The sequence below is a fragment of the Streptomyces sp. NPDC057682 genome (assembly GCF_042799575.1).
Taxonomy (GTDB): Bacteria; Actinomycetota; Actinomycetes; order Streptomycetales; family Streptomycetaceae; genus Streptomyces.
On record NZ_JBHVIN010000009.1, the window covers coordinates 198,606 to 218,079 of the forward strand.

Annotated in this window: 21 protein-coding genes; 6 read left to right on the plus strand and 15 right to left on the minus strand. The window is 74.4% G+C overall.

The window, feature by feature from the left end:
- Positions 1-24 precede the first annotated feature (24 nt).
- From ACFVDM_RS18760 to ACFVDM_RS18795, 8 genes are all read right to left on the minus strand, one after another.
- Positions 25-822: an ABC transporter permease gene (locus ACFVDM_RS18760; RefSeq protein WP_383640599.1), complete on the minus strand. Its 798-nt coding sequence runs from the start codon at positions 820-822 to the stop codon at positions 25-27.
- Positions 809-1,726: a 2-aminoethylphosphonate ABC transporter permease subunit gene (locus ACFVDM_RS18765; RefSeq protein WP_383640601.1), complete on the minus strand. Its 918-nt coding sequence runs from the start codon at positions 1,724-1,726 to the stop codon at positions 809-811. Before ACFVDM_RS18765 ends, ACFVDM_RS18760 begins: the two co-directional genes overlap by 14 nt.
- Positions 1,719-2,804, minus strand: a complete 1,086-nt coding sequence (locus ACFVDM_RS18770) for an ABC transporter ATP-binding protein (RefSeq protein WP_383640604.1) — start codon at positions 2,802-2,804, stop codon at positions 1,719-1,721. Before ACFVDM_RS18770 ends, ACFVDM_RS18765 begins: the two co-directional genes overlap by 8 nt.
- Entirely contained in the window at positions 2,801-3,484 is a 684-nt protein-coding gene (locus ACFVDM_RS18775; protein ID WP_383641007.1) for a phosphonatase-like hydrolase, read from the minus strand. Before ACFVDM_RS18775 ends, ACFVDM_RS18770 begins: the two co-directional genes overlap by 4 nt.
- Before the next feature lie 152 nt (positions 3,485-3,636).
- Positions 3,637-4,761: a TIGR03364 family FAD-dependent oxidoreductase gene (locus ACFVDM_RS18780; RefSeq protein ID WP_383640607.1), complete on the minus strand. Its 1,125-nt coding sequence runs from the start codon at positions 4,759-4,761 to the stop codon at positions 3,637-3,639.
- Positions 4,762-4,950: 189 nt separating this feature from the next.
- The gene (locus tag ACFVDM_RS18785; RefSeq protein ID WP_383640610.1) at positions 4,951-5,715 is read right to left on the minus strand and encodes a GntR family transcriptional regulator; all 765 of its coding nucleotides are present in this window, start codon (positions 5,713-5,715) and stop codon (positions 4,951-4,953) included.
- Between the two features lie 75 nt (positions 5,716-5,790).
- Positions 5,791-6,753, minus strand: a complete 963-nt coding sequence (locus tag ACFVDM_RS18790; RefSeq protein ID WP_383640613.1) for a hypothetical protein — start codon at positions 6,751-6,753, stop codon at positions 5,791-5,793.
- Between the two features lie 224 nt (positions 6,754-6,977).
- The gene (locus tag ACFVDM_RS18795) at positions 6,978-8,117 is read right to left on the minus strand and encodes an ROK family protein (RefSeq protein ID WP_383640616.1); all 1,140 of its coding nucleotides are present in this window, start codon (positions 8,115-8,117) and stop codon (positions 6,978-6,980) included.
- Positions 8,118-8,173: 56 nt separating this feature from the next.
- Here ACFVDM_RS18795 and ACFVDM_RS18800 point away from each other — a divergent pair, with 56 nt between their 5' ends.
- Both ACFVDM_RS18800 and ACFVDM_RS18805 read left to right on the plus strand, forming a co-directional pair.
- Complete coding sequence (locus ACFVDM_RS18800; protein ID WP_383640619.1) at positions 8,174-9,319, plus strand: Gfo/Idh/MocA family oxidoreductase; 1,146 nt, start codon at positions 8,174-8,176, stop codon at positions 9,317-9,319.
- Positions 9,316-9,795 carry a heme-degrading domain-containing protein gene (locus tag ACFVDM_RS18805; protein ID WP_383640621.1) on the plus strand — a complete coding sequence of 160 codons (480 nt, stop codon included), beginning with the start codon at positions 9,316-9,318 and terminating at the stop codon, positions 9,793-9,795. Before ACFVDM_RS18800 ends, ACFVDM_RS18805 begins: the two co-directional genes overlap by 4 nt.
- Before the next feature lie 52 nt (positions 9,796-9,847).
- Here the strand turns inward: ACFVDM_RS18805 and ACFVDM_RS18810 are convergent, their stop codons facing one another.
- The 4 genes from ACFVDM_RS18810 to ACFVDM_RS18825 form a co-directional block, all read right to left on the minus strand.
- Positions 9,848-10,708 carry a fumarylacetoacetate hydrolase family protein gene (locus ACFVDM_RS18810; RefSeq protein WP_383640624.1) on the minus strand — a complete coding sequence of 287 codons (861 nt, stop codon included), beginning with the start codon at positions 10,706-10,708 and terminating at the stop codon, positions 9,848-9,850.
- Between the two features lie 133 nt (positions 10,709-10,841).
- Positions 10,842-11,612: a YidC/Oxa1 family membrane protein insertase gene (locus tag ACFVDM_RS18815; RefSeq protein WP_383640627.1), complete on the minus strand. Its 771-nt coding sequence runs from the start codon at positions 11,610-11,612 to the stop codon at positions 10,842-10,844.
- A gap of 144 nt (positions 11,613-11,756) precedes the next feature.
- Positions 11,757-12,098: a DUF6412 domain-containing protein gene (locus ACFVDM_RS18820; RefSeq protein WP_383640629.1), complete on the minus strand. Its 342-nt coding sequence runs from the start codon at positions 12,096-12,098 to the stop codon at positions 11,757-11,759.
- 62 nt (positions 12,099-12,160) lie between these two features.
- Entirely contained in the window at positions 12,161-12,691 is a 531-nt protein-coding gene (locus ACFVDM_RS18825; RefSeq protein ID WP_383640632.1) for a winged helix-turn-helix transcriptional regulator, read from the minus strand.
- Positions 12,692-12,865: 174 nt separating this feature from the next.
- Here ACFVDM_RS18825 and ACFVDM_RS18830 point away from each other — a divergent pair, with 174 nt between their 5' ends.
- Positions 12,866-14,284 carry an MFS transporter gene (locus tag ACFVDM_RS18830; RefSeq protein ID WP_383640635.1) on the plus strand — a complete coding sequence of 473 codons (1,419 nt, stop codon included), beginning with the start codon at positions 12,866-12,868 and terminating at the stop codon, positions 14,282-14,284.
- 27 nt (positions 14,285-14,311) lie between these two features.
- Here ACFVDM_RS18830 and ACFVDM_RS18835 read toward each other — a convergent pair whose 3' ends face one another.
- From ACFVDM_RS18835 to ACFVDM_RS18845, 3 genes are all read right to left on the minus strand, one after another.
- Positions 14,312-15,823 carry a sodium:solute symporter gene (locus ACFVDM_RS18835; RefSeq protein WP_383640638.1) on the minus strand — a complete coding sequence of 504 codons (1,512 nt, stop codon included), beginning with the start codon at positions 15,821-15,823 and terminating at the stop codon, positions 14,312-14,314.
- Positions 15,820-15,978, minus strand: a complete 159-nt coding sequence (locus ACFVDM_RS18840; protein ID WP_359082505.1) for a DUF3311 domain-containing protein — start codon at positions 15,976-15,978, stop codon at positions 15,820-15,822. The genes ACFVDM_RS18835 and ACFVDM_RS18840 overlap by 4 nt, the downstream gene beginning before the upstream one ends.
- A gap of 68 nt (positions 15,979-16,046) precedes the next feature.
- On the minus strand, positions 16,047-16,754 hold the full coding sequence (locus tag ACFVDM_RS18845) for a class E sortase (RefSeq protein WP_383641010.1): 708 nt from the start codon (positions 16,752-16,754) through the stop codon (positions 16,047-16,049).
- A 444-nt stretch (positions 16,755-17,198) separates the two neighbouring features.
- On the opposite strand from ACFVDM_RS18845, the gene ACFVDM_RS18850 reads away from it, so the two are divergent.
- The 3 genes from ACFVDM_RS18850 (at position 17,199) to ACFVDM_RS18860 (ending at position 19,360) form a co-directional block, all read left to right on the plus strand.
- Positions 17,199-18,200 carry an SEC-C domain-containing protein gene (locus ACFVDM_RS18850; protein ID WP_383640641.1) on the plus strand — a complete coding sequence of 334 codons (1,002 nt, stop codon included), beginning with the start codon at positions 17,199-17,201 and terminating at the stop codon, positions 18,198-18,200.
- Between the two features lie 204 nt (positions 18,201-18,404).
- Complete coding sequence (locus ACFVDM_RS18855; protein ID WP_383640644.1) at positions 18,405-18,932, plus strand: GNAT family N-acetyltransferase; 528 nt, start codon at positions 18,405-18,407, stop codon at positions 18,930-18,932.
- Between the two features lie 11 nt (positions 18,933-18,943).
- Positions 18,944-19,360, plus strand: coding sequence for a hypothetical protein (locus ACFVDM_RS18860; protein WP_383640647.1), 417 nt, complete (start codon positions 18,944-18,946; stop codon positions 19,358-19,360).
- Positions 19,361-19,474: the final 114 nt, after the last annotated feature.

The following is a 19,474-nucleotide window of genomic DNA, read 5'->3' on the forward strand; positions in this document are numbered from 1 at the left end:
ATCTGCGGAGGGGGAAGGAGGGGGTCAGCGGTAGGAGGCCCGGGTGCGGACGCGGGAGACCGCGAACAGCACGAGGAGCGTCGCCGCCATCAGGACCACCGCGACGGCCGCCCCGGTGAAGAGCGAACCGCGGTCGGTGGCCGCGAAGATCTGCACCGGGAGGGGGGTCCAGTCCGGCGGGTAGAGCATCATCGTGGCGCTGAGTTCGCCCATGGACAGGGCGAAGCAGAGCCCGGCCGCCGCCGTGAGCGACGGCAGCAGGAGCGGCAGCCTGACCCGCCACAGCACGTACGCGGGACGGGCGCCGAGACTGGCCGCCGCCTGCGCGTACATCGGGTCGAGCCGTACGTGCGCCGCCGAGACCGACGTGTACGCGAACGCCATGACCAGAACGGTGTGCGCGAGGATCACGATCCAGCGCGTCCCGTTGAGCAGCACCGGCGGCCTGCTGAAGGCGACGAGGACGGCCAGGCCCACGACGACGGACGGCACGGCGACCGGCAGCACGAACAGCGCGTCGAGGAACCGCTTGCCGCGCCGGCCGAGCGAGGCGGCGGCGAGCGCCGCCCAGGTGCCGACGACGAGCGCGGTGACGCTCGCGGCGGCGGCGGTGACCAGGCTGGTGGTGAGGGCCTGGAGGGACGCGCCCGAGGTGGCGGCCTCGTAGTGGTCGAGGGTCGGGCCGGAGGGCAGCACCCCGGACCAGTGGGTGGCGAGGGACGCGGCGAGGATCACCAGCAGCGGCAGGGCGAAGAGGGGGACGAAGAGCAGCAGGAAGACGGCCCGCACGGCCCACGTCCCGGCCCGGCTATGCACCAGCACGTCGGCTCACCGCCCGGTAGAGGCCGTAGAGGCCCACGGAGAGAACGATGTTGACGACGGCGACGACGCAGGCTCCCGGGTAGTCGGATTCGAGGATCGCCTTGCCGTAGACGAGCATCGGCAGGGTGGTCACGCCCTTGGCCCCGGTGAACAGCACGATGCCGAACTCGTTGAGGCACATCACGAGGACGAGGCTGCCGCCCGCGAGGAGCGCGGGAAGGGCCTCGGGCAGGATCACCTGCCGGATGATCCGGGCGGGCCCGGCACCCAGCGAGGACGCCACCTCCAGTTGCGCGGTGTCCAGTTGGGAGAAGGCGGCGAGCAGCGGGCGCATCACGAACGGGGTGAAGTAGGTGATCTCGGCGAGGAGGACGCCCCAGGGCGTGGTGAGGAAGTGGAAGGGGCCCTCGGCCGCTCCGGTGACGCCGGTCCAGGCGCCGTTGGCCATCCCGGTGCTGCCGTAGACGAACAGCAGGGCGAGCGTGATGAGGAAGGACGGGAAGGAGAGGAAGACGTCGACGAACCGGGCGACGGCCCGGCCGCCGGGGAACGGGACGAACGCGATGACCAGGGCGAGGACGAAGCCGAGGACCAGACAGCCCACCGTCGCACCGGCCGCCAGCCACACCGTGGTGGTAAGCGCCGAGCGGAACGACGCGGAGGCCAGGACCTCGCTGTACGGGGCGAGCGAGGTGCCGCCCTCGTCGGGGCCGAAGGACTGCCGGACGACGAGGAACAGCGGGTAGAGGAAGACGAGCGCGAGCACGGCCACGGGCGGCACGGCCCAGGCGGCGGCGCCCGGCCGGCGGGTCCGGGGCGGGATGGTGGCCGTCGAGCCGCCGGGGAGTCCGGTGGCGGCGACGGTTTCCGGTCGGCGGAGCGGGGCCGTACCGGTGCTAGTCATGGGAGGCCCCCGCTCCGGCGGGCAGCAGCACCGCGTCCTCGGCGGCGAAGTGCACGGTCGCGGGGTCGCCGAGCGCGGGGGTCTCGCGCAGTTCGCGCAGGTCCGCCGTGATCCGGTGGCCGCCGACGTCGAGGTGCAGCCGGTGGGTGGAGCCGCGCCACTGGACCTCGGTGAGGGTGCCGGTCAGCGCGTTGGGGCCGTCCCCGAGGCCGATCAGGTGCGGGCGGACGCAGAGGGTGGCGGTGACCCCGCCGGCCACCTGGCCGGTGGGGACGGCGAGGGGGTGTCCGGCGAAGTCGACGGTGTCGGGGGCCTCGGAGACGGTGACCGGCAGCAGGTTGGCGTTGCCGACGAACGAGGCGGTGAACTCGGTGCGCGGGCGCCGGTACAGCTCCTGCGGGGTGCCGCAGTCGCGGAGCCCGGCCCGGTCCATGACGGCGATCCGGTCCGCGAGGGTCAGTGCCTCGATCTGGTCGTGGGTGACGTACAGGATGGAGACGTCGGGCAGTTCGCGGTGGAGCCGGGCCAGTTCGGCGAGCATGCCGGAGCGCAGCTGGGCGTCGAGCGCGGAGAGCGGTTCGTCGAGCAGCAGGACCCCGGGGCGGACGGCGAGGGCGCGGGCGATGGCGACGCGCTGCTGCTGGCCGCCGGAGAGTTCGCGCGGGTAGCGCCGGGCGTAGTCGCCCATGCCGACGAGGGCCAGTGCCTCGGCGACGCGGCCGGGGATCTCCGCGCGGGGGGTCTTCCGTGCCTTCAGGCCGAAGGCGACGTTCTCCTGGACGCGCAGGTGCGGGAAGAGGGCGTACTGCTGGACGACCATGCCGATGCCGCGCTTGTGCGGCGGCAGGGCGGTCACGTCGCGGTCGCCGAGGAAGACCCGTCCGGCGGACGGCCGGACGAATCCGGCGACGGCGCGCAGGGCGGTCGTCTTGCCGGAGCCGGAGGGTCCGAGCAGGGCCATGACCTCACCGGGTTCGACGGTGAGGTCGAGCCCGTCGAGGGCCACGGTGCCGCCGTAGGCGACGGTGACCCGGTCGAAGCGGATGCCGCCGCGGACGGCTTCGGCCCCGGCGGTCATGCCTCGGCCCGTGCGACGAGGTCGGGCAGTTCGGCGACGGAGCCGAGGACGTGGGTGGCCCCGCCGGCGGTGAGCCGGTCCGCGTCGTGGGCGCCGGTGAGGACGCCCGCGACGATCCCGGCCCCGGCACGCACCCCGCTGAGCATGTCGTACGTGGTGTCGCCCGCGACGACGGTGCGGCGGACGTCGTCGACGGCGCCGGTGCGCAGCAGCGCGCCGAGGACCATGTCGGGGTAGGGGCGGCCGCGGCCGCCCGCGTCGGCGGGGCAGAGGGTGAGCGGGACGAGGTCGCGCCAGCCGAGCGCGTCGAGGATGGCGTCCTGGGTGGTGCGGGCGAAACCGGTGGTCAGGACGACGGTGCGGCCCTCGTCGGTGAGCCGGCCGATGGCCTCGCGGGCGCCGGGGACGGGGGCGATTCCGCCCGCGTCGACGAGGGCGCCGTACGCCTCCTCGAAGGCGGCGTTGGCCCGCTGGGCCAGGGCCTCGTCGCCGAAGAGATGGCGGAAGACGGTGATCTTGGACTCGCCCATGGTGGCGCGGACGTGGTCGAGCATGGCCGCGTGGCCGGCGGAGCCCGGCTCGACGCCGAGGCGGTCCGCGGCGGCGGCGAAGGCCTGTTCGACGAGGCCGCCGTCGGCGACGGTGGTGCCGGCCATGTCGAGGACGATGAGATTCAGCATGCGGTGGTCCGGTGTGTTGTCGGTGCTCTCGGCGGTCGCCGTGGTCGCGATGGACTCGGCAGTCTCGGCGGTCGCGGTGGTCTCGGCAGCCGCGGTGGTCGCGGTGGTCTCGGCAGCCGCGGTGGTCGCGATGGACTCGGTGGTCACGGTGGTCACCAGCCCAGTTCGTCGGCGGTCGTTTCGGCGATGGCGGGCGAGCAGGTCATCCCCCGGCCGCCCGGCCCGGTGACCAGCCAGACGCCGTCGCTCACCTGCTGGCGGTGGACGACGCGGGCGGTGTCGGTGCACTGGGCGTAGACCCCGGCCCAGCGGCGCCGGATCCTCGGCAGCGGGCGGCCGAGGAAGGACTCGACGACCGCGGCGAGGTGCTCGTAGGGCTCCTCGACGGTGTCGAAGGCGAAGGGGTGCTCGTACGCGTGGGTGTCGCCGATGGTCAGTCCGCCGTCGGCGCGCTGGACCATGAGGAGCTGCATCCGGTGGGCGGCGGCGGTGGGGGTCTGGGCCTGGCCGGCGTTGAGGGCGTCGAGGGCCGGGCCCCGGTAGGCGGGGTAGTAGCGGAAGCTGTCGGCGTCGGCGACGGAGGTGGTGAGCGGTTCGCCGAGCGGGTCGGTCTGCATCATCTGGAGGCGGACGCGGCGCACGGGCAGGCCGGGGCCGGCGAGTTCGCGGACGAGGCCGCCGAGCCAGGCGCCGGTGGCGAGGACCACGGCGTCGCCGCGGTGGGTGTCGCCGTGGTCGTCGCGGACGGCGGCGGGGCCGGTGACCTCGCGCACCTCGCGTCCGCCGAGGTAGGTGTAGCGGCCGGAGGCCAGCAGGTCCGCCTTCAGGGCGAGCTGGGCGGTGCGCGGTTCGACGGCGGCGTCGCGCTCGCACCACAGGGCGGCGGTGAACGCGCCGCGCAGGGCGGGGTTCAGGGCGCGGGCCTCGGCGGGGGTGAGCAGCTTGTAGCCGCGGGCGGCCGCGTCGGGCCGGGCGACGGCCGCCTCGGCGACGGCGAGTTCCCGGTCGGTGCGGACCGGGGTGAGCGATCCGCAGGGCCGGAAGCCGAGTCCCGGGACGCGGGTTCCGATCCCCTCCCACAGCTCGCGGGCGCGCAGGGCGGTGTCCAGCTCCTCGCCGCCCGCCCGGCCGCTGACCCATATCTGTCCGAAGTTGCGGAGCGATGCCCCGCGCGCCTCGCTCTCGCGCTCGATCTGTACGACCTCGTGGCCGCGGCTGACTGCGTGCCAGGCGTGCATGGTGCCCACCACGCCGGCTCCTACGACGATGACTCTCACACCGGCCACGCTGCTGGGGACGGATGACCCGCACGGATCGGAGCGGCAACGGGACGGTGAACTGGGCCCCAAGCTTGGACTAGACCCGTTATCTTCTCGTGATCTGCCAGGGCTCTCGTACGGCTCCGAGGCGCGGCGCGGTCCCGCCCGCTCGACCCGGCCCGTACGGCCCTGTCCGGCCCCGTCCGGTCAGCCGCCTCCGCCGAGGCGGGCGGTGAAGGAGAAGCGGTCGCCGCGGAACAGGGTCCGCACCCGCTCCAGCGGCCGGCCGGACGTGTCCCGGGAGATCCGGTGGAGGAGCAGCATGGGCAGGGCGGGCGGGGTGCCGATGAGCAGGGCCTCGCGCGGGGTGGCGAGCACGGTCTCGATCTTCTCGTCGGCGCCCCCGAAGGCGATGCCGAGCCGGTCGCGGAGGTGGGCGTAGAAGGAGGAGTCGGGGTCGAAGGTCTCCGCGAGGTCCGGCACCCGGGCGACGCTGACGTAGGTGCTCTCCAGCCCCACCCGGTCGTCGTCGGCGAGCAGCACCCGCTCCAGGTGCCAGACCGGCTCGCCGGGCTCCGCCCCGACCTCGGGAGCGAGCACCTCGGTGCAGGGGAAGCGGTCCAGCCCGATGAGCCGGCGGCCGGGGGTGCGGCCCTGGCGGCGGACGCCCTCGGTGTAGCTGGCCAGCGAGAGCGGCTGTTCCAGCTTGGGTCCGGCGACGACGGTGCCCCGGCCCTGCCGGGCCAGCCGCCCTTCCAGGAGCAGTTCGCGCAGGGCCTGGCGCACGGTCTCGCGGGAGACCTCGTAGCGCACGGCGAGGTCGCGTTCCGGCGGCAGCATGCCTCCTTCCCCCAGTTCGTCGATGAGGCCGGAGACATGGGCCTTGACCGCGTAGTACTTCGGGATGCGGCCGTGCTCGGGGATGCCGGAACGGATCGGTGCGCCAGGTGTCTGGCCGTGCGGGTAGTCCACGGGCCGATCGTGGCAGACGGACATGAACGGCTAGGGGCGCGGCGGTGCGCGGCGGCCGGAACCCGCCGGTGCCGGTCAGTGGCCGGTGCGGCGGGCCCGGCGGGCGCCCAGGACGACGGCGCCGCCTCCGATCAGGAAGCCCGCGACGGTGAGGGCGGGCAGGGGGACGGGGACCTGGATGCCGGTGCGGGCGAGTTCGGGGACGCCCGCCGGATCGAGGCCGGGGGCGACGGGGTGCCTTCCGGCGGTGCCGTCCCGGCCGGTGCCGGGGACGTCCGTGCCGGGGTCGTCGGCGTCGTCGCGGGACGGGGCCCCGTCGTCGTCGACCACGGTGAAGGGGTAGTCCTCGGACTCGCCGACCCACTCCCCGTCACCGCCGCCGCCCGCGGGGTCGCCGCCGGAGCGGCGCTGGACGATCGCGGCGTTCGCGGTGATCCGCCCGGGGCTGGTGTCGGAGGTGAAGGCCAGCCGGACCTGGACGGTGACGGTGCGGCCGGGCGGCACGGTGAAGCCGGGGAACGAGTCGCCGTCGCCGCCGAAGACCCCGATGTGCTCGTCGCGGTCGGTGGTCTCCCAGTGCACCCGGTGCTCGACGCCGGGGCGGGTGCGCTCGGAGAACTCCAGCTGGATCTGGTCGGCGGTCAGGGTGCGCTCCTCGTCGGTGAGGACGAGGACGGGGTGGATGGCGTGGCAGGGCCGGGTGGTGGTGTTGGTCAGGTCGAGGAACCAGGTGCCGTAGCCGCCGCCGGAGGCGTAGGTGTCGGGGCCGCCGTGGATGCGGGTGTCGATCGGGAAGTCCGGGGCGTTCTCGTCCCCGCACTCCGGCTGCTGGTCGGTCAAGGAGGCCCGGGGCACCGTGGCGTTGCGGTCGGCGGTGCCCCGCTGCGGCGCGGCGGACGCGTGCGCGGTCCCGCCGAGCACCACGCTCGCCGCGGCCAGCCCGAGCGCGAGCCCGTGCCGGGTGCGCCCGGTGGCCGGGGGCGGCGCGGGCGCGGAGGTCTCGGGGTGAGGGTTCGGGGAGGGCGGTGTGGGGGGCATGACGGGCAGCCTTCGCTGGGAGTGGGTCGGCTCGCCCCGGGCCCGGAGTTCACCGGCAGGAACACGGCGACGCTGCCACAGCACCACGCCCCGCCCCCGTCCGACATGCCGCCGGGTCCCCCGGCCGGCGGCGACGAACCGCCCGTTCGGACCGGGGCGGGGCCGCTACACCGGACCGGCGGCCGAGGCGGGGCCCGCGCGGAGGGGCTGCTCCCGCCGGAGGGCTACTCCGCCTCCGTACGCCCGGAGTCCCGCTCCGTACCTCCCGAGTCCCCCGCCACCCTCCCGAAGAGCGGTGCCAGGACGAGCTGGGCGGCCCCCTCGGCGACCGGGCGGTCGCCCCCGGTGGTGGTGGCGACCGGGACCGGGACGCCGAGGGCCCCGTCGCGGCGGGCCCGTTCGTCGAGCACGGCGCGGACGCCCCGGACGTACGCCTCGGGGTCGGCGGCGACCAGCCGGCCGCCCAGCACCACACGTCCGATGTCGAGGAGTCCGACGAGGTTGGCGGCGCCGGTGCCGAGGACCCGGGCGGCCTCCGTCACGTCCCCCCGGGCGACCGCCGCCAGGCAGAGGGCCTCGATGCAGCCGCGTCCGCCGCAGCCGCACACGGGACCGTCCAGCTGCACGGTCTGGTGCCCGAACTCCCCCGCCCCGGTCCGCGCGCCCCGGTGGACCTCCCCGCCGATGACCAGTCCGGCGCCGAGGCCGGTGCCCAGGTGGAGGTAGGCGAAGTCGGCCGGCTCCGGCAGCTGGAGGGCGAGGCCGAGGGCGGCGGCGTTGGTGTCCTTGTCGATGACGACGGGCAGGGCGGTGCGTGCGGCGAGGGCGTCGCGGAGCGGATAGCCGTCCCACTGCGGGAAGCCGGTGACGCGGTGCAGGACGCCGCCGCGGTGGTCGAGGGGCCCCGGCACGGCGGCGCCGAGACCGAGCACGGGACGGGTGCCGTCGCCCCGGACCGCGTCGACCGCGCCGGCGGCGGCCGCGACGACCTCGCCGGGCGGGGCGCCGAGGTCGAGCGGGGCCGTACGGCTCGCGACCACGGTGCCCGCGAGGTCGGCCAGCACGGCGGTGAGTCCGTCGCGGTCCAGGTGCAGCCCCACCGCGTGCCCGGCCTCGGGCACCAGGCGCAGCACGGTGCGCGGCTTGCCGCCGGTGGAGGCGCGGCGGCCGGCCTCGGCGGCCAGGCCCTCGGCGCGCAGCCGGGCGGTGATCTTGCTGACGGCCTGCGGGGTGAGGCCGGTGCGCGCGGCCAGGCCGAGCCTGCTGATGCCGCGCTCGCCCGCCGTACGCAGCAGGTCGAGCACGAGTGCCGTGTTGTGGCTGCGCAGCGCCGGGAGGTTCGCTCCGCTGTTGCTCCTGTTCACCGCCCCATTGTCTCCCCCGCTTGCACTTAGGCAACAGCGTTGCCAAAGTGGAGTGCATGACTGCCCTCACGACTCCCGGGACCTCCGGCGCGCCCCGGCCCCCCTTGCGCGTCGGACTCGTCGGCTACGGCCTGGCGGGTTCCGTCTTCCACGCCCCGCTGATCACCGCGACCGACGGCCTCGTCCTGGACACGGTCGTCACGTCGAACGAGGAGCGCCGGGAGCAGGCCCGTGCCGAGTTCCCCGGGGTGCGGTTCGCCGCCTCGCCGGACGAGCTGTGGCAGCGGGCGGACGCGCTCGACCTGGTCGTGATCGCCTCGCCGAACAAGACGCACGTCCCGCTGGCCACGGCCGCGCTGGAGGCCGGGCTGCCGGTGGTCGTGGACAAGCCGGTGGCGGGCACCGCGGCCGAGGCGCGGGCGCTGTCGGCGCTGGCCGAGGAGCGCGGGCTGCTGCTGTCGGTGTTCCAGAACCGCCGCTGGGACAACGACTTCCTGACCCTGCGCGCCCTGGTCGAGGAGGGCCGGCTGGGCGAGGTGCGGCGCTTCGAGTCCCGCTTCGAGCGCTGGCGCCCGCGGCCCAAGGGCGGCTGGCGCGAGTCGGGCGACCCGGCGGAGATCGGCGGGCTGCTCTACGACCTGGGCAGCCATGTCGTCGACCAGGCGCTCGTCCTGTTCGGCCCGGTGGTGCGGGTGTACGCGGAGGCCGATGTGCGGCGGCCCGGGGCGGCGGCCGACGACGACACCTTCCTCGCGCTCACCCACGCGGGCGGGGTCCGCTCGCATCTGTACGTCAGTGCCACGACGCCGCAGCTCGGTCCGCGTTTCCGGGTGCTCGGCTCGGACGCCGGGTACGTGAAGTACGGCCTCGATCCGCAGGAGGCCGCCCTGCGCGAGGGGGCCCGCCCGGGGACGGACGAACCGTGGGGTGTGGAGGACGAGGAGCTGTGGGGCCGGCTGGGCGCGGGCGAGTCCCCGCTCACGGGCGGCGGCGACCCGGTCGCCACGCTGCCGGGCGACTATCCGGCGTACTACGCGGCCGTCGCCCGCGCCCTGCGCGACGGCGGCGCGCCTCCCGTGACCGGACGGCAGGCCGCCGCGACCCTGGACGTCCTGGAGGCCGCGCGCCGCTCGGCCCGCGAGGGCGTCACGGTCACCCTGTCCGGGGTTCCCGCCGCCGGCTCCGAGGAGCTGCCCGTATGAGCCACACCGCTCCGACCATCTCCGAGCTGATCGCCCAGGAGCGCCGGCTGACGCTGCCGCGCTTCGGGTACGACGACGCGTACGCGCTCGGCGGGCTGCTGGTCGCGCTCGCCCGGGAGCGGCACGCGCCGGTCGCGATCGACATCCGGCGCGGGGCGCAGCAGCTGTTCCACGCCGCGCTGCCCGGGTCGAGCGCGGACAACGACGCGTGGATCGACCGCAAGCGCCGGGTCGTCGAGCGGTACGGCGAGAGTTCGTACCTGGTCGGGACGCGGTTCCGGGCCAAGGGGACGACGTTCGACGAGGCCTCGCGGCTGGACCCGGACGTCTATGCCGCGCACGGCGGCTCGTTCCCCCTCGCGGTCGAGGGCGCGGGGGTCATCGGCTCGGTGACGGTCTCGGGGCTGCCGCAGGCGGAGGACCACGCGCTGGTGGTCGAGGCGCTGGAGCAGTTCGCGACGCGGATCGGCCGCTGACGGATCGCCGGGGTGGCTTCCGACGTCCCCACGGAAGCCACCCCTCCGATCTTTACGCGTCCTTCAGCTCCTGGCGCTGCCGCCCGAGTCCGGCGATCTCCAGCTCCACGACATCACCGGCCCGCAGATACGGCTTCGGGTCGGGCCGGCCCATGGCCACTCCGGCCGGGGTGCCGGTGTTGATGACGTCGCCCGGGTAGAGCGTCATGAAGTGGCTCAGATAGCGCACGACCTCGCCGACCGGGAAGATCTGGTCGGCCGTCGTGCCGTTCTGCTTCAGCTCGCCGTTGACCCAGAGCCGCAGCTCCAGGGCCTGCGGGTCGGGCACCTCGTCGGCGGTCACCAGCCACGGCCCGAGCGGGTTGAACGTCTCGCAGTTCTTGCCCTTGTCCCAGGTGCCGCCGCGCTCGATCTGGAAGGCGCGCTCGGAGACGTCGTGCGCCACCGCGTACCCGGCGACATGGGCCAGGCCCTCCTCCGCGGAGTCCAGATAGCGGGCGGTGCGCCCGATGACGACGGCGAGTTCGACCTCCCAGTCGGTCTTCTCGCTGCCGCGCGGCACGAGGACGGTGTCCTCCGGTCCGACGACGGTGTCCGGTGCCTTGAAGAAGAGGATCGGCTCCTGCGGGATCTGCGCGCCGGTCTCCGTGGCGTGGTCGTGGTAGTTCAGCCCGATGCACACGATCTTGCCGATCCGGCCGAGCGGCGGGCCCACCCGCAGCCCCTCGGCGTCGAGCGCGGGCAGCCCGCCGGGCGCGTCCGCGGCGGCCCGCACCCGGGCCAGCGCGTCCGCGTCGCCGAGCAGCGCGCCGTCGATGTCGGGGACGACTCCCGACAGGTCACGCAGGGTTCCGTCGCCGTCCAGCAGCGCCGGTCGTTCCGCGCCGGCCGTACCCACACGAAGCAGCTTCAACGGTCTTACTCCCCTTGGTCGAGTCGGGCCCGTCGATGGGTGGCGGCCATCGCAGGCTTGTCCGATCCTCCAAGACATCCGATCACTCCGCAAGACCCTGTTCACACACTGGACCGGCGGGCCGGGGCGGGCGTCAGGCGGTGGTGGCGACGGCGGGGCCGGCGGTGGGCTGGTCGCGGTAGAGGAAGGCCCGCTCGACGGCGGTCCAGGTGGTGCTGGTGACCACGTACAGCGCGGCGGCCAGCGGGACGAAGGCGACGGTGAAGAGGGTGAAGAAGGACATCAGCGGCATGACCTTGGTCATCGCGCCCATGCCGGGGACGGGCTGCCCGTCGGGACCGGTGGCGGGGGTGACGGGGTTGGCCGCCATCTGCCGCTTGGTGCGTCCGTAGTTGAACGTGGCGACGGCGGCAACGATCACGAAGAGTCCGGCGTAGACGAGGCCCTGGGTGCCGAGCAGCCCGCCGTCCGCGACCGCGTCGCGCCAGCGTTCGCCGAGCGGGGCGCCGAAGAGCTGGTGGCCGAGGAGTTCGTTGGCGTCGCCGCCGATCCGGGTGCTGGAGAAGAGGTGGTAGAGCAGGAAGAAGGCGGGCATCTGGAGGAGGCTCGGCAGGCAGCCGGAGAGCGGCGAGACCTTCTCCTCGCGGTGCAGTTCCATGAGCGCCTTCTGCATCCGCTCGGGGTTCTTGGCGTGCTTCTTGCGCAGGGCGGCGATCTGCGGCTGGAGCCGGCGCTGCGCCTTCTGGCCGCGGGCGGCGGCACGGGACAGGGGGTGCACGGCGAGGCGGACGAGCGCGGTGAACAGGACGATCGCGGCGGCCGTGGAGGCGTTCTGGAACAGCGGGTGGAGGAGATCGGCGAGCGCGCCGACCAGGCTCGCGAAGGCGGACATGAAAGCGGACATGGGTGAGCCCTCCGGGGGTCTCGTCGTGCCGGGAAGAGAACTGCTGGCGTCGGCATGACGGGTCCGCGCGGGGTCTCCGCGTACGGCACGGGGCGCTGTGCGCGCACCGGACGGGGAGGGGAGAGGGAAAAGCGGTCGTGGTCCCTACGCGGCCGTCAGGAGGGCACGGCCGGGGGCTCGGGGTCGTCGGCGCCCCTTGGCGTCGGGATCGCGCTGCGGCAGGAACGCGGTGCGTTTCTCGCGGTCGCGGATGGCGGTGCGGACCCGGGTGCGGGGCACGGGGGCGGCGCAGCGGGCGCTGATGACCGAGCAGGCGACGAGCGCGGTGCCGGCGGCGGCGGTGGCGGCGAGGGCCACGGCGGCGGAGAGGCTGCCGCCCTCGGCGAGCAGGACCTCGGTGAGGAAGAAAAGCAGGATTCCGGCGGGGCGCAGCACCCGGGCGAGGGCTCCGCGCAGGCGGTTGCGGTCGCGGTGGCGTGTCTCCACGGCCCTCCCCCTTCCGCTCTGCCGCCGCGCGCGGGGCGCGGCGCTTCTCACCCGTTCACCCGTTATACACGATCGGCCTCGATGGGCCGCAGGAGCCGGCGGGGGGTGAGGAAGACGCGGTCGACCGGGTTGTCGGTCTCCGTGTCGAGCCCTTCGCCGGGCCGCATCTCGGTCTCCTCGGGCGGTACGGGCAGGGAGCAGGCCGGGCAGATGCCGTACGCGTCGACCTCCGTGCCGCACTCCGCGTGGACGAACAGCCGCATCGGCAGGGTGCCGGGGAGGTGGTCGAGGCCCCAGCTGCTGAGGGCGCGGACGACGGGCCAGAGGGCCTTGCCGCTCTCGGTGAGGACGTACTCCTCGCGCGGCGGGGCCTGCTGGTAGAGGCGCTTCTCCAGGACCCCGGCCTCGGTGAGGGTCTGGAGGCGGGTGGCGAGGACGGCGCGCGGGATGCCGAGGTGGACGAGGAAGTCGTTGTAGCGGCGCACGCCGTAGAGGGCGTCGCGGACCACCAGGAGGGTCCAGCGCTCACCGACCACCTCCAGGGCGCGGGCCATGGAGCACTGCTGGTTCACGTAGTCCTTGCCGAGGGCCATGGGCCCACTGTACCCAGCCAGAGTTCGGTGACCGAACTTTACCGGGATATGGGTTCGGTGAACGAACTGACCGTGCTAGCGTCAGCGACCCAGAGAGTTCAGTCACCGAACTCACCGATGCGCCGGGTGGTGCGGACGGCCTCCGCACCACCCGGCGACCCCCGGAGCGATGCCATGCCCCAGCCCGTACGCCCCAGACCCCGCACCGCCGCCCCGGCGGCCGCCGCGCCGCACGGCGGCCAGGGCTCCCCCACCCGCCGCCCCGGCGCGACGCTCGCGATCACCTCGGCGGCCACCGCCGTGGCGCTGATGAACTACACCGCCCCCATGGCCACCCTGCCCGGCGTCTCCGCCGCCCTGGCCACCCCGCCCTCCGGCCAGGCCTGGCTGCTGAACGGGGCGCCGCTCGGCCTCGCCGTGGTCCTGCTCGTCGCGGGCAGCCTCGCCGACGACTACGGCCGGCGCCGGCTCTTCCTCGCCGGCACGCTCGCCCTCGGCCTCACCTCCGGGCTCGGCGTCCTGGCCCACGACACCCTCACCTTCACCCTGGCCCGGGTCGCCCAGGGCGCGGCGAGCGCCGCGATCCTGGCCACGAGCCTGGGGCTGCTCGTCGGGGCGTTCCCGGCCGGGCACGAGCGGATCAGGGCGACGGGGGTCTGGGGCGCGTTCGTCAGCGCCGGGATCGCGCTCGGCCCGCTGCTGGCCGGGTGGCTGGGACCGTTCGACTGGCGGCTGCCGTACGCCGTACTGGGCCTGGCCGCCCTGGCGGCGGCGGCCGTCGCCGCCCGGGTCCTCGACGAGTCCCGCTCCCCGCGCGGCGGTCGGCCCGATCTGGCGGGCGCGGCGGTGCTGGGCACGTCGATGACGGCGCTGCTGACCGCGCTGACGCTCGGCCGGGACGGCTGGGCGCGCCCGGCCGTGGTCCTGCCCCTGCTCGCCTCGTTCGCACTGGTTCCGGTCTTCCTCGCGGTGGAGCGGCGGGCGGCGGCCCCGCTGATCGACCCGGCCCTGCTGCGCGGCCGTCCGTTCCTGGCCTCGGCGGCCGGCGGACTGTTCACGGGGCTCTCGGTGATCGGCCTGTTCAGCTATCTGCCGACACTGCTCCAGCGGTCCCTGGGGGTGTCATCGCTCGGCTCGGCATGGCTGCTGCTGATCTGGTCGGGCTCGGCGTTCGCCGTGGCGCTCCAGGCCCGCCGGCTGACGGGCCGGGTGGCCGCCCGCCGCCAGGCCGCCGCCGGATTCGTGCTGCACGCGGCCGGGGCCCTGGTCCTGCTGGGCACCCTGGACCCCGGCGGGCACCTGGGCGGGGAGGAGTGGCTGCGGCTGCTCCCGGCCCTGGTGGTGTCCGGGGCGGGCAGCGGTCTGCTGAACGCCGCGCTCCCCCGGCTGGCCATCGAGTCGGTGCCGCAGGAGCGGGCGGCGATGGGCTCGGGCGCGAACAACACCGCCCGCTACATCGGTTCCTCGGCGGGCGTCGCGGTGACCATCGCCGTCGCCGCGACCGGCTGGGGCGCGGACGGCGCGCTGCTGCTGTCGGTGGGACTGGCCCTGGTGGCGACGGCGGCCCTGCGGCTGCTGCGCGAACGGGGATGAGGGCGGGGCCCGTACGGACCCCGTGCCTCACCCCGCCCCGCCGGCCGCCGCCGGCTCGGCCACCGGTTCCAGCTCGTCGCGGGCCAGCACCTCGTCGTCCGGGCGGTCGTCCCGGTCGCGCGGACCGGCGTACGTGACGGCGAGGGCCACGGCCAGATTCGCCGCGAGCGCGACGATTCCGGCGTTCACGCCCCACACCGGATCGTTCTCCGTGAACACGAACCCGCAGACCACCCCCACCCCCACGACCAGCCCGCTCAACGCCCCGGCCAGGGTCAGCCGCCGCCACATCAGCCCCAGCAGCACCATCGGGAGCAACTGCGCCATTCCCTCGTACGAGATCAGCGAGAGCCGGACGAGGGTGTTGGGGGCGGTGTACGTGAGGAGCAGGGCGAGACTGCCCGCGATCACGACGACCAGTTGGGCGGCGCCCTTCTGGTGGCGCTCCCACCGGGGCACGAGCGAGAGGACGCTGCGCCCCCACATCGTGCCGATGACCAGCATGAACACGGCCATGGGCACGATGGAGGAGAGGGCGGCGGCCACTCCGATGACCCCGACGGACCAGGCGGGCAGGGAGTCCACGACCAGCTTGAACAGGGCGAGGTTGGACTCCGCGCCGACGAGCCCCGGCACGACGAACAGCGCCGCCATGCCGAGCAGCATCGGGACGAAGAGCAGGACGTTGTAGGCGGGGAGCCACATGGCGTTGCGGCGCAGGACGTCGGCGTTCTTGGCCCCGAGGTAGCCCGCGACGGTGGTCGGGAAGATCACGACGGTGAGGGAGTTCAGGAACGACGTGGTGATGAACCAGGCCTGTCCGAGGCCGCTGTCCCCGTGCCCCGGGAAGGTCAGCCACTCGCTCTTCTCGGTGACGAGCCGGTCCAGGAAGGGTCCGTACCCGTCGAAGTAGTGCACGGGCACATAGAGCGCGAGGAAGCCGAGCGTGACGATGACCAGCAGGTCCTTGAGCACGGAGACCCAGGCGCTGCCCCGCAGCCCGCTGACGACGACGAAGCCGGTGGTGACGGCGAAGGCGATGAAGTAGGCCCAGTTCAGGCTGATCGCGCCGTAGGAGATCGTCGAGACGACGACGCCCATGCCGGTGATCTGGAGCTGGATGTACGGCAGCAGGAACACGGTCGCGAGCACGGCGGTGAGCGCGCCCAGCCAGGGCCGCCCGAAGCGGTGCGCCACCATGTCGGTGATCCCGACGAGGCCGTGCCGGCGCGCGTACGCCCAGAGCATCGGCCCGACGACGTAGCCGACGGCGTAGCCGCAGGACATGTACGCGACGACGTACAGAACGGGCGCCCCGTAGTTGTACCCCCAGCCGGCGGCGCCGAGGTAGCTGAAGCTGGTGTAGCCCTCACCGGCCATGAGCACCCAGATGAACACGGTCCCCAGGCTCCGCCCGCCCACCGACCACTCGGCGAGCCCGCCCCCGCCGCCGCGCCGGCCCCGTACGGCGAGCAGGCCGAGGGCCACGGTGGCGACCATGAAGACCCCGAAGACGGAGGTCGCGACGGCGGCGTTCACCGGCGGTCCCCCCGTCGGGTCAGCCACACGGCGACGGGGGTGAGGAGCGTCGCCCCGAGCAGCCAGAAGAAGAGGAACGGCAGCCCGAGCACGACGGGCTCGACCCGGTTCACGAAGGGCAGCGCCCCCAGGTAGAGGACATAGGGGACCAGCAACCACAGCACCTGCGGACGTCGTCTGAGCACGTCGCGGAAGCTTACGGCCTCGTCCTCGTCCGGCGCCGTCAGCGCTCCCGCGCCCCGGTCAGCTTCCCCCACACCACCAGCCGGTACCGCGAGGTGAACTCCGGCGTGCAGGTCGTGAGCGTCACGTACGAACCGGCGGTGCGGTAGCCCGTGTACGGCTTGATGTTGCTGCGCGGCACGGCCGCGATGACCCCGCCGTCGCCGGGCTGGGTGCGGGCGAGGGTCTTGTCGACGGTGTACGTGTACACCGCGTCCCGGGTCTCGACGGTGATCCGGTCGCCGACGCGGAGCCGGTTGATGTAACGGAAGGGCTCGCCATGGGTGTTGCGGTGCCCGGCGAGCGCGAAGTTCCCGGCAGCCCCCGGCTGCGCGGTGCGCGGGTAGTGGCCGACGTACCCCTTGTCCAGCACGCCGTGCTTGCTGATGCCCTGCGCGACGGGGGCGGTCAGCCCGATGCGCGGGATGCGGAGGACGGCGTACGCCTGGGAGGCGCGGGGCGGGGACGCGGCGACCCGGCGCGCCCGGCCACCACCGTCGCCGCCCTCCTCCCCGCCCCCGTCGTCGTCCGTCACGGCGGGGTCGTCGTCGGCGGGCCCCGCAGCCGGGTCCGGGCCGGCGGTCGGCTCCCCGTCGTCCCAGTCCCGTCGGAGGGCGTCCACGGTGTGCGCGGCCTCGGCACGGGCCTGCCGGTTGGTCCACCACAGCTGATGGGCGACGAGGAGCAGCAGGACGACACCGAGGGTCATGACGAGTTCGGCCCCCGTCCACAGCCCGCGCGCGGCCAGCCGCCGCCCGCGCAGGTCCCGCTGCACGACGACGGGAATCCGCCCGCGCCGACGTTGCCGTTCCGGCACCCCTTGCCGCTCTCGATCCCGGCCTCGTTGCCGGTCCCGGTCCCGGAGCCACTCCCGTTCCCGCACCCGCTCCCGCATCCGCATCAGCCCGCGCACGGCCGCACGATAGGCCCGGCCCCGGCAAGTCACCAGACCCACGACGCGGCCCGCCCCCTCCCGCAGGCTCGCGGCCCGTCACCCGGCCCACGGGAAGAAGAACGCGCACGGTCCTTCTCCCGTGGGGGAGGAGAACACCCGCCGTCCCTTTGCCCCCACGCCCCCGTCCGCGCCGCGGCGCCGATCCCCCAGCCGGAACAAGCCTCCGCCGCGCGGAGATACGGCAGTACGGTGTGGGACATGCGCCCCGACACGCCTGCCGACCACACCACCGAAGCCGAGCGCCTGCTGCGCACCGCGGCGCAGTATCCCGAGGACCACGAACCCCTGCTGCTCCAGGCCGCCGCCCATCTGGAACTCGCCGGGGAGCGCGTCCGGGCGACCGCGCTCTACGACACCCTGCTCGACCACCCCGGCACGGAGCACCCGTATCTGGTGAAGGCGCTCAACGCGGCCAACCTGTGGGAGTACGGCCACGAGGCGGAGGCCAGGGCCATCATCGACGGGATCCGGACGGCGGCGCCCCGGGAAGCCGCGCCGTGGGAGATCGCGGCGGAGACCCTGGAGGCGCACGACGAGCTGGAAGCCGCCCACGACTTCTTCTCCGCCGCGCTGACGCTGCTCATCGCCCCCGGCGAGGAGGTCCCGTACGCCACGCAGTCGCTGCTCACCGGCCGCCACCGCGTGCGCAGGCTGATGGGCGCCGGGCACGACGCCTGGGACGAGCTGGCGGACGCCCTCCACACGGCCGCCGTCCCCCTGGACGAACTCCACGACCCCAAGCGGCTCTGGGCCCTCGGCTCCTCGGACCCGGCCGAACTGCGCGCCGAGATCACCCGCCTCCGCGCCGAACTCGGCACCTACCGCAGCGCGTTGTCCCGCCCGTTCCCCGTGGCCGTACTCCACTGGCCGGAGCCGGAACTGCGCGAACTCCTGGCCTCGTACCCGGGCCTGGCCACGGAGTACCCCTCCCACGCCGACCACCTCGCCCGCATCGAAGCGGCCCTCCGCGACCTCCACGCCACCGGCACCCCGAACCTCGGCATCGTCACCGGCACCGTCCCCTCCTACGAGGCCTTCGCCGCCTCCGAGGCCGCCTCCCCCGCCGACCCCGACCTCCTCCCCCAGTACGCCACCACCCTCGCCGCCCGCGGCCGCGCCCTCCCCTGGCCCCCGCCCCGCTCCGCCCCGTGCTGGTGCGGCGCGGACCGGACGTACCGGGAGTGCCACGGGGCGGGGTGACCACGGGCCCGCCCGGACGGGTAGGGGGACCGGCAGCATCGAACACCCCGACGCCGCTGTTCCCCCACCGATATCCCGATGCCGAGGGGCGCGGGTTCCGATATCCCGATGCCGGGGGGCGCGGGTTCCGATATCCCGATGCCGAGGGGCGCGGGTTCCGATATCCCGATGCCGAGGGGCGCGGGCCCCGCGTACCCTCCGCCCATGCCCATGCCCCTCCACACCCCTCGCCCCCGTCTGGAGCGCCTGCGTGCGGACCACGCCCCGGCCCTCCTCGCCTTCGAACGCGAGAACCGCGCCTTCTTCGCGGCCTCGGTGCCCGACCGGGGCGACGCCTACTTCGCGGAGTTCGAGGCCCGCCTCGATTCCCTGCTGGCCGAACAGTCCGCCGGCGTCTGCCACTTCCACGTCCTCGTGGCGGAGGGGACGGGCGAGATCCTGGGCCGCTTCAACATCGTCGACGTCACCGATGGCACGGCGGACCTGGGCTTCCGCCTCGCCGAGAAGGCCACCGGCCGGGGCCTCGCCACCACCGCCGTCCACGACCTCCTCACCCTCTGCACCACCACCTACGCCCTCACCACCCTCCACGCCGCGGCCGCCACCACCAACACCGCCTCCCGCGCCGTCCTGACCCGCACGGGCTTCGTCCCGACGGGCGAGGAAGTGACGCTGAGCGGGAAGCGGGGGTTGGTGTTCGTGCGGGATCTGGCGGAGCCGGTAGAGCGATGATCGCGCAAGGGGTGACCACCACGACGCGCTGCGAGAAGTGCGGCCGTCCCCTCACCCTGGAGCTCGGCGAGTACATCGAGCGCGGCCGGGTGCGGTGGAGCATCACCGGCCAGTGCACCGGCTGCCCCCACGCGTGGTGCGAGCAGGGCGTGTCCGGCCCCACCGCCACCAGAATCCGCGACGCCCTCCTCGCCGAGCACGGCCCGGTGCGCCTCCAGCTGACGAACCCCGAACCGAACCCCGTAGCCGTCCTGCAAGCCCTGCGCGACGCGCTCCACCTCCCCCTGCCCGAGGCACGGGCCCGAGCGACGACCCTCCGCGAGACGGGCCTCGTCGGCACACGGGTGGAGATGGAGTTCCTGGCCGAGGCACTACGCCGACGAGCGATCGCCACCGGGTTCGACGGTCCGCCCGTCAACCCTGGCTGACCCGGTCCCGGCCGGCGGACGGGCGGCGAGGGGTCGTTCGTCACCACCGGTGGGTCCGGATGATTTTCCGGTTGCCGATCACGGGCAAGGCGGAACGTAGGAGACTGAGCAGTG